The sequence below is a fragment of the Halobacillus shinanisalinarum genome (assembly GCF_022919835.1).
GTDB classification, from domain to species: domain Bacteria; phylum Bacillota; class Bacilli; order Bacillales; family Halobacillaceae; genus Halobacillus_A; species Halobacillus_A shinanisalinarum.
This window is the reverse complement of record NZ_CP095074.1, coordinates 449,749-464,567: the sequence shown is the minus strand read 5'-3', so window position 1 is coordinate 464,567 and position 14,819 is coordinate 449,749. Positions and strand designations below refer to the sequence as shown.

Here is a 14,819-nt window from a genome sequence, read left to right as displayed (position 1 = left end):
ACCTCCTTTTTCATAAAGTGTAAGTGTCTTAAGCACTGAGATTATGCAACAAATTCGCCCATTTCACAAAAAAAGTTGACTTCGATAGTGGATTCTTTATACAATATGAAAAAGAATACCTATATGTGAAATGCCGTGAAAGGGAAGAGTACGTGAATAAACGCTTCAGAGAGGAAAACGACTGCTGAAAGTTTTCCAGATTGTTTATTGATGGAAGGTCGCCCTGGATGCAGTTTCTTTGAAGCTAAGTAGGAGAAGCCGGTTCGAAGCCGTTATGAACAATAAGTGTACAGAGGCAACTCTGTAAATTAAGGTGGTACCACGGATAGTAATCTCTTTCGTCCTTTTTCAGGATGAAGGAGATTTTTTTATTTTCACGATTATTTAAAGGAGGAACACGGAATGGAGCAACGAGACGTAACCATGCCTACAAAGTATGACCCGGCTGCAATTGAGAAAGACCGTTATCAATATTGGGTAGAAGGCAAATTTTTTGAAGCGACAGGTGATGTGAATAAGGAACCTTATACGGTTGTTATCCCACCGCCAAACGTTACAGGTAAACTGCACTTAGGCCACGCTTGGGATACGACACTGCAGGATATTTTGACCCGTGTAAAGCGGATGCAAGGGTATGATGTGTTATGGCTTCCCGGCATGGACCATGCTGGTATTGCCACACAGGCGAAGGTTGAAGCCAAACTCAAGGAACAAGGAACAACACGCTATGACCTTGGTCGCGAGAACTTCTTGGAAAAATCATGGGAATGGAAAAAAGAATATGCCCAATTTATTCGTACACAATGGGAAAAGTTGGGCCTTGGGTTAGATTATTCTCGTGAGCGCTTTACGCTTGATGATGGTTTATCTGAAGCGGTTAAAGAAGTTTTTGTAAAGCTATATGAAAAAGATCTGATTTACCGTGGAGAATACATCATCAACTGGGATCCCGCAACAAAAACCGCCTTGTCTGATATTGAAGTGGAATATAAGGATGTTCAAGGCGCCTTTTACCATATGCGCTACCCGCTAAAAGAAGGAGAAGGTTCCATAGAAATCGCTACAACTAGACCAGAGACGATGCTTGGAGATACTGCAATTGCCGTACATCCTGAAGATGAACGTTATAAGCATTTAATTGGCAAAAAGGCTGTCTTGCCGATTATTGGTCGTGAGTTGGATATTGTAGCAGATGATTATGTAGATATGGAATTTGGTTCAGGGGCCGTGAAGATCACGCCAGCCCATGACCCGAATGACTTTGAAATTGGGAATCGACACAACCTAGAGCGTGTCCTTGTGATGAACGAAGATGGAACGATGAATGAAAAGGCAGAAAAGTATCAAGGCATGGATCGTTTTGACTGCCGTAAGCAAATTGTAAAACATCTTCAAGGAGAGGGTGTCCTTTTTGAGATTGAAGACCATTTGCATTCGGTCGGTCATTCTGAGCGTAGTGGCGCTGTAGTTGAGCCTTATTTATCTACGCAGTGGTTTGTTAACATGGAGCCGCTTGCGAAAGAGGCAATAAAACTTCAAGGCAGTGACGACAAAGTTAGTTTCGTTCCGGACCGTTTTGAAAAAACATATCTGCGCTGGATGGAGAATATTCGTGACTGGTGTATTTCCCGTCAATTATGGTGGGGGCACAGAATCCCTGCCTGGTATCATAAAGAAACAGGTGAAATTCATGTAGGAAAACAAGCACCAGAGGATAGTGAAAATTGGGAGCAAGATGAAGATGTACTTGATACTTGGTTTTCTTCCGCTTTATGGCCGTTTTCAACTATGGGCTGGCCTGGTGAAGACAGTGAAGATTTCAAGCGCTTTTTCCCGACAAATGTTCTTGTGACTGGCTATGACATTATCTTTTTCTGGGTCAGCCGAATGATCTTCCAATCGATCGAATTCACAGACCGCCGTCCATTTGAAGACGTTCTCATTCATGGGCTCGTGCGGGATGCAGAGGGCCGCAAGATGAGTAAGTCGCTTGGTAATGGCGTTGACCCGATGGATGTCATTGAAAAGTATGGTGCGGATTCCTTACGTTATTTCCTTTCAACGGGGTCAGCACCTGGGCAAGATCTCCGCTTCCAATGGGAAAAGGTTGAATCGACATGGAATTTTGCCAACAAGATTTGGAACGCTTCACGTTTTGCCTTAATGAATATGGGTGACTTAACCTATGAGGAGATTGATATAACGGGAGAAAAGTCGGTTGCTGATGATTGGATTTTAACGAGGTTGAATGAAACGATCGAACAAGTTACACGAAACATTGACAGATATGAATTTGGTGAAGCAGGCCGTCACTTATACAATTTCATCTGGGATGAATTTTGTGACTGGTATATTGAAATGGCAAAACTGCCGCTTTATGGAGAAGATGAAGCACGCATTCATACAACACGCTCGATTCTGGCTTATACTTTAGATCAAATTATGCGTATGCTGCATCCATTTATGCCATTTATCACAGAAGAGATTTGGCAGCACCTCCCACACGAAGGGGAGTCCATCACCCAAGCTGCTTGGCCACAGGTCAAAGAGGAGTTTCATAACGAAACGGCTGTCCAAGAGATGGAGCGGCTTGTATCGATTATTCGTTCTGTACGTAACATCCGTGCTGAAGTAGATACACCAATGTCTAAAGAAATACAGCTGATGGTTCAGGCGAAGGATGACACGGTTGTTGCTGAGCTTGAGAAGAATCGTAGCTATTTAGAGCGTTTTTGCAATCCGAGTGAACTTGTAATCGCAACAGAACTTAAAGCACCTGAAAAAGCAATGTCGGCCGTTATCACAGGTGCAGAGCTTTATCTTCCCCTTGCCGGGCTGATTAACATTGATGATGAAATTAAACGGTTGGAAAAAGAACGGCAAAAATGGGATAAGGAAGTGGAACGAGTACAAAAGAAACTTTCCAATGAAGGCTTTGTTAGCAAAGCACCTGAACAGGTTGTCGAAGAAGAGAGGACAAAAGAGCAGGACTACTTGGATAAACGGGCGAAGGTAGAAGCTCGAATGAAAGAATTAAAAGCATAAGGTACGGATACGGGAGGGTATTCAGATGAATACTCTCCTCTTTTTTCGAAGGAAGGTTATATCGATGAATTATCATGATGCAATACAGTGGATCCATTCACGTGAAAAATTCAAAATTAAACCAGGGTTAAAACGGATGGAATGGATGATGGAGAAGCTAGGCCACCCAGAACAGAAACTCATCTCTATTCACCTGGCTGGGACAAATGGGAAAGGTTCAACGCTGACTTTCTTAAGAAATCTTCTGCAAGAGCAAGGCTGCACGGTAGGTACATTTACATCCCCTTATATTACTCGATTTAACGAACGAATAAGTATCAACGGTTTACCGATTGATGATGAAGATCTTGCCAGCCTCGTCATGGATGTTCAGCCACTTGCCGACGAGTTAGGTGATACAGAGTGGGGAGAACCGACTGAATTTGAAGTGATTACAGCGATAGCGATCTTGTATTTTTCCCGTCAGCCATTGGATTTTGTTTTGTTTGAGACAGGCCTTGGTGGACGTTTAGATTCAACAAACATCATTCTCCCTGTCCTATCTATGATTACAAATATAGGATTAGACCACATGGCGATTTTAGGTGACAGTTATGAACAAATCGCCTACGAAAAAGCAGGGATTATAAAAGAGGATGTTCCCGTGATAACTGGAGCGGAACGTGAAGATGTTATTGAAGTCATACAGCAGCAGGCGGCAATGCAGCACGCACCACTAGATATTATCGGGGAAAGTTTCCATTATCAACATGAAACCAGTTCAGATCACGGAGAAGTTTTTTCCTTTTCCACTGCTGGCTATCAATCCCCGCCTTATGTAACGAAGATGATGGGTGTTCATCAAGTGAAAAATGCTTCTCTGGCCTTGTTTGCTATGGAGGTCCTTAAAGAACTCGGGTATAAGGTCGAACGGGAATTATATGCAGGCGGAATCGAGTCAGCTCGCTGGCCGGCCCGTTTTGAAAAAGTGTCAGGACAGCCTCTCGTCATTCTTGATGGAGCACATAACCAAGAAGGGACCCAAGCGCTCGTAGATACCATGAAACGGCATTACTCAGATAGGAAAATCATTATTTTATATTCTGCGTTACGTGACAAACCAGTTAAGAAGATGGTGGCCCAGCTTGAAGAAATTGCGAATGAGATGTGGTTTACTCAGTTCGACTTTCCTAAGGCAATGCAAGCAGAAGAAATTGCTTGGCTATCAACTAGTCATACTAAACATGTATGTATAGATGGCAACAGGGCCGTTGAGGGAATATGTCGTTCTATGAATGAGAAAGATGTCCTGCTTATAACGGGTTCTTTATACTTTATTTCCGAAATCAGGAAAAATTTTGAAAGAAAAGGTCCGTTATGATAATATATTATTAATTTGAGTGTACTAGTTAAAAAATTTTGATAGGGGGGGTGACTGCAAACTCGGTAGCCTGGCAGTCTCTCTGCCACTTTGTATATGATTTACGTAAATCATTCTTCCCCCCTTTTCTTGCATTATCCTTTCCTCTGTTTCCCCTAAAACCAAAGTGATCCCCCTTTCTTATAAAAATTAAATACTTTTAAAGATGAGGAGTAAAGTTGATGGAAAATACTTTCATAGTTTATTTTTTTATTCTAGGACTTGTGCTCGGCTCTTTCTTTAATGTTGTTGGGCTTCGGGTTCCAAAAGGAGAATTATTTACACAGAAACGATCATACTGTCCAAAGTGCCTACACAAGCTTACATGGCTAGAACTCATCCCCCTATTATCTTACCTCTTGTTAAATGGACGATGCCGATATTGCAACCGAGATATCCCTAAAATGTACCCTATAATGGAATCTGTGAGTGGATTAACTTTTATGTGCAGTTACCTTATATTAGGATTCCAAAGGGAGTTAGTTTTAGCGCTGTTGTTAATGTCGTTATTCCATATCATCATTGTAAGTGATTTAAACTATATGATCATCCCTGATAAGGTGTTGCTATTTTTCTTAGTACCGATCATAATTTATCGAACATTTACTCCCCTGACACCATGGTGGTCCTCCTTACTGGGAGTGTTTGTTGGGATTGCTGGGACAGGCTTAATTATTATCATCAGCCGTGGAGGGATGGGTGGTGGTGATATGAAGCTGTTCGGATTAATCGGTTTGGCTATGGGAACGAATCTTTTACTACTCTCTTTCTTTCTGGCAACTGTGTTGGCCACTATAGCTAGTATATGGCTGCTTATAACCCGTGTTATCTCAAAAAAGAACCCAATCCCGTTTGCCCCTTTTATTGTCGCGGGAACGACAATCGCCTTTTATTCCGGTACATTGATCATTGATTGGTATGTGATTCGTTTCTTTTAATAGAAAGGAAACTTGTCGAAGGACACACGACAAAATTCAGCTAGTTTTTTAAAACTTCTGTGATAGGGTTGGTAGAAACCATTGCAGGAGTGATATAGGATGAGCCAAAAAAATAAAATTTCTATTTCTTTACGTAAACGAGAAGAACCGGTGAAACAAGAGATCTTACAAGCCAAGCGTGAACAAGCGGCGGCTGCCGATGTTAAAGAGTCCCCTGAATATAGAGGAGACTCTTCCCACATGCATGTACATGAGATGCCTTATAAAGGAAAGAAAATAAACGGCCCCCCTTTTATGAAAAACATAATGTTATCTGTCATTACAGCACTCATCATAAGTTTAGCTCTTGGTTTCCTATTGTTACGTATGTTTGTATCGGTTACGGGTGACAACACTAGTTCTCCAAATGAACCAGCTAATGCAGGCGCTTCTGCCGTTCCCTCAGATCCTGTAAGCATGGTCACTGTCGAGTACCCAAGTTTTGAAGCAACAATCGTACAGGTTGGTGTTTATTCAACTGAAAGTAAAGCAAATGAGTGGAAAGAAAATCTAGCTGACCAATCAGTCCCTTCAGTAGTGTGGGAGAGAGATTCCCAATTTTACTTAATGGCAGGTAGTAATCATGATCAGGCTGCTATAGAATTATTAGCCGCAGAACTATCGGCTTCAGATATTCCTACCTATACCAAATCCTGGTCTGTCGCAGGGGGAAGTGCAGAAGTTTCTGAAGCCCAATCGTCTATTGTGGAAACCATTGTTCAACACATGGAAAGCCAGTCACTAGCTTCTGTCCCTTTGGAAGAACGTAAACAGCTTATGCAAGCATGGCAGGAGACAGAGCACGCTAACGGCGACTTCTTAAATGCATTAAAAACATGGTCAAATGAAGGGGAGAATGGGATAAGTTGGCTAATGTTCGGAAACGCACTTGAAAAAATGAAAAACAGCTAATATATTTACTACTATTTCGTAAGGCAATAAAGAATTTCAACTACTACTGTTGAATATTAGCTTTTTATTTATGAATTTAATGATAAGAAACAGAAAATACGAAATCCTAGTCAAGCCGTCTTTTGTGTAAACTGTTAGTACCTCAAAAGAAGAAAGGGTGTGGGTTTTGCCAAGACTAGTATTAGGTTCAGCTTCGCCGCGCAGAAAAGAGCTCATGAAGCAAGTGGGTTTTACCTTTGAAGTACGTCCCAGTCTTTATGATGAGGTGATTCCGGAAGATACGCATCCAGAGGATGTTGTGCAGTACCTTGCCGAACAAAAAAATCAAGCAATCCCAAGTTCGACAAACGAGGTTGTCGTTACCGCTGATACGGTTGTCTGCCAGGGAGGACAAGTATTAGGCAAGCCCAAAAGCTATAAAGATGCATATTCCATGCTGAAACAACTTAGTGGTAAGCGCCATTCCGTCTATACTGGGGTCTCTATAAGGGATTTCAATCATTGGGTGTCCTTTGCTGTATGTACAAATGTATATCTTCTTTCGTTGTCACAGGCAAAGATGGAATGGTATTTAGGAAAAGAGGAATCATGGGATAAGGCAGGAAGCTACGGAATTCAAGGTGCTGGAGCACTTTTAGTTGAAAAAATAGAGGGAGATTACAATAATGTTGTAGGTCTGCCGATGTCAAGACTGGCACGTGAACTTGATACTTTCATGATCAAACCTGGCTGATTTTCTTACTTTTGAGGAATGAATAGGAGAGGAAGCGAGCCGTCAATGTCTGAAACGAGTATCATGATCAAAGATGTACCAAAGCAGGATCGTCCTAGAGAGAGGCTAATAGAGCTTGGAGCTACCCATTTATCAAACCAAGAACTATTAGCTATTTTACTCGGCAGTGGTACGAGACAGGAGTCTGTAACTTCTCTTGCCCAGAGATTATTGATTCATTTCGAAGGCGTTATGCTCTTGAAGGACGCAACAATTGAAGAATTAACAGCTATTCGAGGGATTGGATCGGCAAAGGCTGTTCTTATTCTTTCAGCGATTGAGCTTGGCCGGAGAATTCAACAAATGAAACCTGTTGAACGATACATGATTCGCAGTCCAGAGGACGGGGCTGATTTTGTTATGGAAGAAATGCGGGAACTTAAACAAGAGCATTTTATCGTACTGTTTCTCAACACGAAGAATCAGGTTCTGCATAGGCAAACGATTTTTATAGGGAGCTTGAATGCCTCAATCGTACATCCTCGCGAAGTCTTCAAAGAAGCAGTCAAGCGATCGGCTGCTTCGATTATTTGTGCCCATAACCATCCTAGCGGCGACCCCACGCCGTCTCAAGAAGATATCCATGTTACTAGGAGATTGCAAGAATGTGGTAAGATGATTGGAATCGAATTACTAGATCATTTAGTGATAGGCGATCGGAAGTTTATCTCATTAAAAGAAAAAGGGTACTTGTAGTACTTTCTAAATATCCTATAATCCCTTATATGGAAGGGTTTCGAGGGATTAAATAAGGGCGAAAATAGAGAAACCTCACAAAACCCTCACATTAATTTTTAAAACTGTATTTTTTCCAAGATGTTCCTGTACAAATTAGAAATTTGAACAGGGGCATCTTTTTTCATTTTATTGGTTACGTGTGTGTAAATCATTGTGGTTGCTGCATCATCATGTCCGCCCCTTTTCATGATGGTCGGAAGCTCTACTTTAGCTTCTGCCAGCATATTTGAAGAAGGCAAACCACACAAAGTCGCTATCATTGCATGCGCAAACAAGCTCATTCATTGGATATATGCATTATTAAAGCGTAAAGAGGATTAACTAATAATATACATTTCAATCAAAAACTTCAAAATCATTTTTTTGAAGCTTCTTTGGTCAATTTTATTGTAATATGACTTTTTTATCTTTTTTAGTCCTACCTGTTGACCTTCTATTAGCTGGTATAATGGAACACAGTAAACTTCCCTATGAAACCTTTTAACTATCCCTGACTACTTTTAACATTTGCCGTATAGCTCCAAGATGATATGCTGCTGAATGAGCCAAAGAACCTGAAATTTCATTGGCAAGAAGTTTATTCCATTCAGTTCCAAAAGTGTTAAATATTCATGTCGTAATTCTTCCTTAATTCGATTCCACTGCTTTTCATCCACTATATTAATTTTCCAACTTTCTCCCTAACCCATTTTTGGCTGCTTGCCGTCTTGCAGGATGGCATTTGTTCCCCATAAATAAAAGCGGGTATGGTTAGCGTGAGCCGCAACCGTCGTCCCGTTAAGTTAAGGGACCATATCAAGGTATCTTTAGGGAAGAATGTTACTTTACAGGTTATTTATATTTGTATGAGCTTTACTTTAAAGATTTTCTTTATACTTAAGAACGGCTTTGAAGACTATCTAATCAAGGTTGTTCTTTGTTCAAGAAAAGGGTCGCTTTTATCTAACAATAAAAGCGACCAATTGCATGAAAAAAAGCACCGATAGATTAACTATGTTATTTCAGTATCGAAGTTTCTTTTTCACTTTCTGCTATCACGCTAATTTCCTCCATTAAATCAGAAATTTTAACAGGATAATTACTGAACAATCTGGCCCGATACATTAAGAAAAGCGCAATTCTTTGCTCCAGAATTGCGCCGCCCGATGATTGAATAGAACATTTACATCCAATTCCCTTTATAATCCTTAATGTAAGTCTTAATTTCCGTTGGTTTCTTATTCGTAATTTTTTCATAATCATACGTAATTCCTTTAGCCAGTCCCAGTTTTGTTGGGAAATGAATACCGATAACTACATTGATAAATTCTTCTTTTACCCCTTTCTCGAGCATAAATCCTTTAAACTCTTTTACAGAAGGATTGGTGTACTCAATATTAACGTGCAGCACCTCGGTCATGATGTCGGCTACTCTATAAAAGTCTAATGCCTCATCTCCTGTAATCACATATTTATTATTTTGATGATTTTCCGTATCTTGTAAAGCTATCATGGCCACCTCAGCAAGATCCCTTGTATCTACAAAGCTGGTCTTTCCTTTCCCGGCAGGTATAAAGATTCGCTGTCTCTCTTTGATTTCATCTCCTAGAAAATCATTTAAATTTTGCATAAAATACCCTGCACGAATAAAGGTATAAGGAACACCCAGCCTTTTTAGTAACTTTTCATTTTTAAAATGGTGGATAAAAGGTAAGAATTGAACATCTTTAACGGACAAATAGACAATGTGCTTGATCCCTTTTTGTTTTGCCTGATGCAAAAAACGTTCAAACTCAATCTTGTCGCCTGGCGGATAAATCAGAAATATTTTATCGATTTGGTTTAATGCGGTATCAAATGTGCTTGAATCTGAAAAATCGAGCCTAACAAATTCATAAGCATCACCATAATCCAATTTAGCCTTCTCCACATTTCTAACTGCACATTTTATGGGGATCGCTTTTTCTTTTAGTTTTTGGGCCACCTCAAAACCAACTTTACCATTAAATCCTGTCACAAGAATATTCATCTTATTCCTCCATCGCAAACAGAAGCGTGTTTATCTGTTTGCATAAACTATTGTTATTATAACCTTCTCTTTAAGTTAAATTTTAAATCTTTTTATCTCAAACCCAAAGATTCGGCCTGATCTTCGATATTCTTGCCCTTTAAATGCAGGAAGGGCGAAAGGCACAGATTATTATTTCAGGAGAATCAATTGATTGTTTAGTTACTCTCTTTTAAGGTAAACCAACCAAGCTTATCAGATGTATATATTTTTCAAGGAGTGTCAAAATAAAAGAGCCTTATTCAGGAGGGGAGGGAGATATATGTCTACACTGGAAGAGCATGAATCATTTCTCACAGAAGACACCGAACAAAATATCGAGTGGATCAAACGCGCGCTCTATCATACGGATGACCTTGTCATCCAACCATTAACGATCGGAGGGAAGTCGTGCCGTTTGTTGTACATAGACTCACTAATTTCTAATGAAAATTTGATGGATTATGTGATTCGTCCCACAAAAGGCAGTAAGATCAGAGATTTAGAGAAAGCGATCCAAGTTTCCGAGGTGAAGCAGACGGAAACTATTCATACGATTGTATCTAAGCTTCTGAAAGGTTCTTGCGCCATTCTAGTTGGAGGGGAAGCGAAGGCGCTGCTAGCTTCCCTTCCCTCTCAGGATAAAAGGGCCATAGCTGAGCCAGATTCAGAGCGGGTGGTCAGTGGGTCACATGAAGGATTTGGGGAAAATTTATCGACTAATGTGATGCTTTTAAGGAGAAGAATTAAAGCTCCATCACTGAAGATGAAAAAGTATGTGTTTGGGAAATGGACGGAAACAGACGTCGCTTTACTTTATATGGATGAAATTATCGACCAAGAGGTGATTCATAATATTGAGAAAAAACTGGATGGTGTTTACCTTGAGGACTTGCAGATATCTACAGAACTACTGGAGGCTATTCAAGAAAACAAACAATCTCCCTTTCCGCAAGCCTTAACTACGGAGAGATCAGATCGAGCAGCTTCTTATTTACTTGAGGGCAAAGCCGTATTGATTGTGGACGGGACACCGGAAGTACTCGTTCTGCCTACAACGTTTTTTTCTTTCTATCAAGCCGTTGATGATTATTCCATGCATTGGATGGTCGGGTCCTTTTTTCGAATTATTCGTTTGCTTTCTTTTTTTATTGCTATTACGTTACCTGCTTTATATATCGCGATAGTTACCTTTCATTCAGAGGTGCTGCCACTGGGAATCATGTACAACATCCGAACCTCCATCGAGTTCGTACCGTTCCCACCAATTTTAGAAGCCCTTGTGATGCAGCTTATATTAGAGCTCTTAAAAGAAGCAGCGATTCGTTTACCGTCCCCGATTGCGCAGACCATCGGTATCGTCGGAGGCTTGGTCATCGGGACCACAGTCGTAGAAGCAGGCTTAGTTTCCAATACAATGATCGTCATTATCGGTTTGACCGCGATCGCTTCTTTTGCAGCTCCTTTCAACCAAATGTCCGTCATCTCCCGTTTACTTGGCTTTATTTCGATGTTTGCAGCCTTATTCTTCGGTCTCTTTGGTATTGCTCTTATCTTGATGGCCATTTTGATTCACTTATGCAAATTGGAATCCTTCGGAGAACCTTACTTTTCTCCAATGTCCCCTCTTCGTGTCAGGGATATGAAGGACTTTATAATCCGTAGACAAAATCAAAAAGGGACCTCCAAATAAGTCTCGAGGAGTTGGTCTAAGATGAAAAATGGACAGTTGCTCACAAAACTCCAAGTGTATTTATTACTGATTCAAGCGCAGTTCGGGATAGGGCTGCTTTCTTTGCCTAACCTATTAGGAGCAAAGCTTGAACAAGACGCGTGGTTTTCCATATTAATTGCTGGCACTTTTGTACAGTTCACTTTGTTCATTTATTGGCTGCTGATTCGACGTTTTCCAGGAACATCTTATCATGATATTACAAAGATGATCACAGGAAAATACATAGGAACCATGATTAATGCCACCCACTATATCGGATACTTGGCTATTGGAACCTACACGAGCATTTTAGTAATCAATTTAGTGAACAATTGGCTTTTGCCATTTACACCAGTCTGGGCAGTCGGCGGTTCTCTTATCTTAATCAGCGTGTATCTAGTGATCAATGATTTTACTGTTGTCGCCCGTTTTTTCGTCCTTTTATCCATTGTAGTACTGCCTTGTTTTCTTACCACACTCCTTATGCTCACGACTCCCCTAGAAACACGCAATCTTATGCCGTTGGGGGATTCGGGATTTGTTCCTATTTTAAAAGGGAGTCATGGAGCATTGCTTGCTCTTTTAGGTTTTGAGTTGATTTTATTTATGAGCCCATACGTCAATATAGCTGAACGCAAACTGTTAAGGACTTTTACCCTTTCTAACCTGACCGTTACTATTCTTTATACGCTTGTCGTCATTCTAAGCCTGATGGTCTTTAGTCCTAACGTCTTAGGACAAGTGAGAGAGCCTGTTCTTTATATGTTCCGAGCCCTTTCATTCCAAACCATCGACCGTATTGATCTTTTATTTGTTTCTATATGGATCGGACCGATGACAGCTTCGATTATGATATATTTACTAATTGCCAGTAAGAGTCTTGCGAAAAAGAGAAGCGCGTTCAAAAAACTCGTCATCTCAAGTGGGGGAATTATGTATGTATTCATTCTCCTTGCCACCTACGATCAACAATCTATAGACCTCTATAGCCAAATTTTCAACTATTGCGTTTATACAGTCGTGTTTTTCTTGCCTTGCATCCTTTTGATCCTTTCTTACCTCCTGAAAAAGAAGAAGGTGAATATATGAAAAAAGCACTACCTATGATATTAACCGTCCTCATTTTAGCTGGTTGCTGGGACCAGGAGAATCTTGGGGACAAACGTCTCATTAATGGAATCAGCTTTGATGTGTCGGAAGAAAACCCCGAACTGATCAAAGGCGGCGTCCGTGCCTTGGATATCAAAAGCCAAGGAGGGGGAGAAATTAAGGTGAACGACGAGCTTTTGATTGCCAAAGGATCGACAACCGCTGAGCTCGGTCATAATATTAAACATAAACTGCCGGGAAAGCTTGACATAACCAAAGCTTTTCTCATTTTTATTGGAGACGAACTCGTTAAAGAGGGGCTTTATCCTTTGTTAGAAATATTCTATAGGGGAAATCTGGGCTATTTACCGGCAAAAATTGTCATTGTGAAGGGGAAAGCCCTTGATATTTTACGTATCAAGGATAATGAGAGTCCTATCGCATTCCGAGTTCTCAGTGGAATTGAAGCAGCAGAAACCAATACATTAATTCCGAGAGGAAACCTCTTTACTTTATGGAACAAAATGGAGGGGGACAGAATAGATCCGATCCTCCCTCTCGTTACAAAAGACAAGGGTAAATCTAATGTGACGGGTGTAGCCTTGTTTAACCAGGACAAGTACACCGGCAAATATTTACCGGATGAAGAAGCAACCATCTTGCTTTATTTTATGGATCGAAAAGGGCATACCGGGGATGTACACGTTCCTTATAAAGAAAACCCGAAAAAGAAGTTTGAGCTGAAAGTGATGAAAATTAATCGGAACATGGATGTTCAAGTCTCTGGCGATAACAGTATCATTTGCACTCTTGATTTGGAGTTAGTTACGGAATTGAATGCTGACCCCTTGTCAATCGGAAATGTAAAGAAAATGGAAAAGCAGACATCCGAATATATCACAAAAAGAGGTGGAGAAATTATGGAAAAACTGCAAAAAGCAAATAGTGATCCTCTTGGTATAGGAATGGAAGTGTCCTCGAAGTATCCGGAGTTATGGAAACAAATTGACTGGAAAAGTGAATATAAAAACGTAAAAATCGTTCCTAAAGTGAGCGTAAGGATTGAAAAGACGGGTGGACTTTTCTAAGGAACACCTTTTTCGCTGAAAAACAAAGCAGTTACTGAAATCAAGGACCTATAATTGTCGAATATGTATTATCTTCCTTTCCCTGATTTCAGGAAGACAGGATCATAATCCAACTTCAATTGACTAATATAGTTGCTGTCATTGTCACTCATTGTATTTGGATCACTTTGATAATGTAGCCAAAGATGTATGGTCGAAAGGTATAATAATGTTTGTACAAAATGATGAAGATGCTAAAGTAGTGTGAAATCCGGGTTCCAAAATGTCGAAGTTTTAGCAGAAGGTACAGTCTTTGAGGATATCAGGGAGTTTATCTTTAATTGAAGAAATAATAATGGGTTAGTCTGAATCCAATAGGTATTGATGCCAAAACAATAATAATTGATAAAAAAACAATCGAACGAAATCGATTTTACAGTGTGCTATTACCATAAATTAGCAGTTCAAAAGAAGGATAAGATGCAGAAAAAATAAAGAAGATATCACCATTAAGTTTGAAGATATGAGCTCTCATTTATTTAATGAGGGCTTTTTGTTTTTGTAAGACACAACTTCTCCAGATAACTTCTCACACAACTCTCTATAGTTTCCGTCCACTGGTTCATTCTCAAATTTTACATTCCTCCAGAAAATCTTAAGATCAACATATGTATCTTCGTAAAACAGATCATCCGTATTTAAGCTCTTGGGTCGCCAGCTGTTATTATCAAATTCTCTCGACATAAAAAATCCCTCCTATTATTATCGTAATGAGAGGGAAATTTGTTGTCATAAAATGTGAGGTAAATAAAATCTCACAAAAACATCACAGTAAATAAAAGTTTTACGAAGTATGGCGAAAGTTTGTTCGTAATTTTATCTTCTCAATAACTAGGGTTTATCGAAACGAATCTTGACAAAGAGGAAAAAACTTGAACATATGATACTCGTAACACTATCTATTTTCCATGATTTTTCGTATAATTAAATAGATGAACTGAATGAGCGCCATTTATAAGGTGATCTTATAAATCGGCGCTTCTTCTCATAAAAAATAGATGTTCTCACCATTTGAAAAAA

At 40.0% G+C, this 14,819-nt stretch carries 11 protein-coding genes and 1 other annotated feature; of the genes, 9 read left to right on the top strand and 2 right to left on the bottom strand.

What is annotated here, in order from left to right; genetic code table 11:
• The first annotated feature begins 126 nt into the window (after nucleotides 1-126).
• Nucleotides 127-349 (top strand) — a binding site (T-box leader).
• Nucleotides 350-402: 53 nt separating this feature from the next.
• The 6 genes from MUO14_RS02520 to radC all read left to right on the top strand — a co-directional run bounded on the left by MUO14_RS02520 (nucleotide 403) and on the right by radC (nucleotide 7,801).
• Nucleotides 403-3,045, top strand: a complete 2,643-nt coding sequence (locus MUO14_RS02520; protein ID WP_244753491.1) for a valine--tRNA ligase — start codon at nucleotides 403-405, stop codon at nucleotides 3,043-3,045.
• A 58-nt stretch (nucleotides 3,046-3,103) separates the two neighbouring features.
• Nucleotides 3,104-4,405 carry a bifunctional folylpolyglutamate synthase/dihydrofolate synthase gene (locus MUO14_RS02515; protein WP_244755452.1) on the top strand — a complete coding sequence of 434 codons (1,302 nt, stop codon included), beginning with the start codon at nucleotides 3,104-3,106 and terminating at the stop codon, nucleotides 4,403-4,405.
• Between the two features lie 221 nt (nucleotides 4,406-4,626).
• Nucleotides 4,627-5,382: a prepilin peptidase gene (locus MUO14_RS02505; RefSeq protein ID WP_255822153.1), complete on the top strand. Its 756-nt coding sequence runs from the start codon at nucleotides 4,627-4,629 to the stop codon at nucleotides 5,380-5,382.
• 99 nt (nucleotides 5,383-5,481) lie between these two features.
• Nucleotides 5,482-6,333, top strand: coding sequence for a hypothetical protein (locus MUO14_RS02500; RefSeq protein WP_244753490.1), 852 nt, complete (start codon nucleotides 5,482-5,484; stop codon nucleotides 6,331-6,333).
• A gap of 166 nt (nucleotides 6,334-6,499) precedes the next feature.
• Nucleotides 6,500-7,066, top strand: a complete 567-nt coding sequence (locus MUO14_RS02495) for a Maf family protein (RefSeq protein ID WP_244753489.1) — start codon at nucleotides 6,500-6,502, stop codon at nucleotides 7,064-7,066.
• 45 nt (nucleotides 7,067-7,111) lie between these two features.
• The gene (gene radC / locus MUO14_RS02490) at nucleotides 7,112-7,801 is read left to right on the top strand and encodes a RadC family protein (RefSeq protein WP_244753488.1); all 690 of its coding nucleotides are present in this window, start codon (nucleotides 7,112-7,114) and stop codon (nucleotides 7,799-7,801) included.
• A gap of 1,204 nt (nucleotides 7,802-9,005) precedes the next feature.
• Here radC and MUO14_RS02485 read toward each other — a convergent pair.
• The gene (locus MUO14_RS02485) at nucleotides 9,006-9,851 is read right to left on the bottom strand and encodes an SDR family oxidoreductase (protein WP_244753487.1); all 846 of its coding nucleotides are present in this window, start codon (nucleotides 9,849-9,851) and stop codon (nucleotides 9,006-9,008) included.
• Nucleotides 9,852-10,152: 301 nt separating this feature from the next.
• Here MUO14_RS02485 and MUO14_RS02480 point away from each other — a divergent pair, with 301 nt between their 5' ends.
• The 3 genes from MUO14_RS02480 to MUO14_RS02470 are packed head-to-tail and all read left to right on the top strand — an operon-like array spanning nucleotide 10,153 to nucleotide 13,760.
• Nucleotides 10,153-11,562, top strand: coding sequence for a spore germination protein (locus tag MUO14_RS02480; protein WP_244753486.1), 1,410 nt, complete (start codon nucleotides 10,153-10,155; stop codon nucleotides 11,560-11,562).
• Nucleotides 11,563-11,583: 21 nt separating this feature from the next.
• Complete coding sequence (locus tag MUO14_RS02475; RefSeq protein ID WP_244753485.1) at nucleotides 11,584-12,672, top strand: GerAB/ArcD/ProY family transporter; 1,089 nt, start codon at nucleotides 11,584-11,586, stop codon at nucleotides 12,670-12,672.
• On the top strand, nucleotides 12,669-13,760 hold the full coding sequence (locus MUO14_RS02470; RefSeq protein WP_244753484.1) for a Ger(x)C family spore germination protein: 1,092 nt from the start codon (nucleotides 12,669-12,671) through the stop codon (nucleotides 13,758-13,760). Before MUO14_RS02475 ends, MUO14_RS02470 begins: the two co-directional genes overlap by 4 nt.
• A 510-nt stretch (nucleotides 13,761-14,270) precedes the next feature.
• Here the strand turns inward: MUO14_RS02470 and MUO14_RS02465 are convergent.
• Nucleotides 14,271-14,483, bottom strand: a complete 213-nt coding sequence (locus MUO14_RS02465; RefSeq protein ID WP_244753483.1) for a hypothetical protein — start codon at nucleotides 14,481-14,483, stop codon at nucleotides 14,271-14,273.
• Nucleotides 14,484-14,819: the final 336 nt, after the last annotated feature.

Bases quoted from the DNA above. Each gene is read 5' to 3' on its own strand.
- radC (WP_244753488.1), top strand. From the start codon at position 7,112: ATGTCTGAAACGAGTATCATGATCAAAGATGTACCAAAGCAGGATCGT.
- MUO14_RS02475 (WP_244753485.1), top strand. From the start codon at position 11,584: ATGAAAAATGGACAGTTGCTCACAAAACTCCAAGTGTATTTATTACTG.
- MUO14_RS02520 (WP_244753491.1), top strand. From the start codon at position 403: ATGGAGCAACGAGACGTAACCATGCCTACAAAGTATGACCCGGCTGCA.
- MUO14_RS02500 (WP_244753490.1), top strand. From the start codon at position 5,482: ATGAGCCAAAAAAATAAAATTTCTATTTCTTTACGTAAACGAGAAGAA.
- MUO14_RS02485 (WP_244753487.1), bottom strand. From the start codon at position 9,851: ATGAATATTCTTGTGACAGGATTTAATGGTAAAGTTGGTTTTGAGGTG.
- MUO14_RS02480 (WP_244753486.1), top strand. From the start codon at position 10,153: ATGTCTACACTGGAAGAGCATGAATCATTTCTCACAGAAGACACCGAA.
- MUO14_RS02470 (WP_244753484.1), top strand. From the start codon at position 12,669: ATGAAAAAAGCACTACCTATGATATTAACCGTCCTCATTTTAGCTGGT.
- MUO14_RS02465 (WP_244753483.1), bottom strand. From the start codon at position 14,483: ATGTCGAGAGAATTTGATAATAACAGCTGGCGACCCAAGAGCTTAAAT.
- MUO14_RS02505 (WP_255822153.1), top strand. From the start codon at position 4,627: ATGGAAAATACTTTCATAGTTTATTTTTTTATTCTAGGACTTGTGCTC.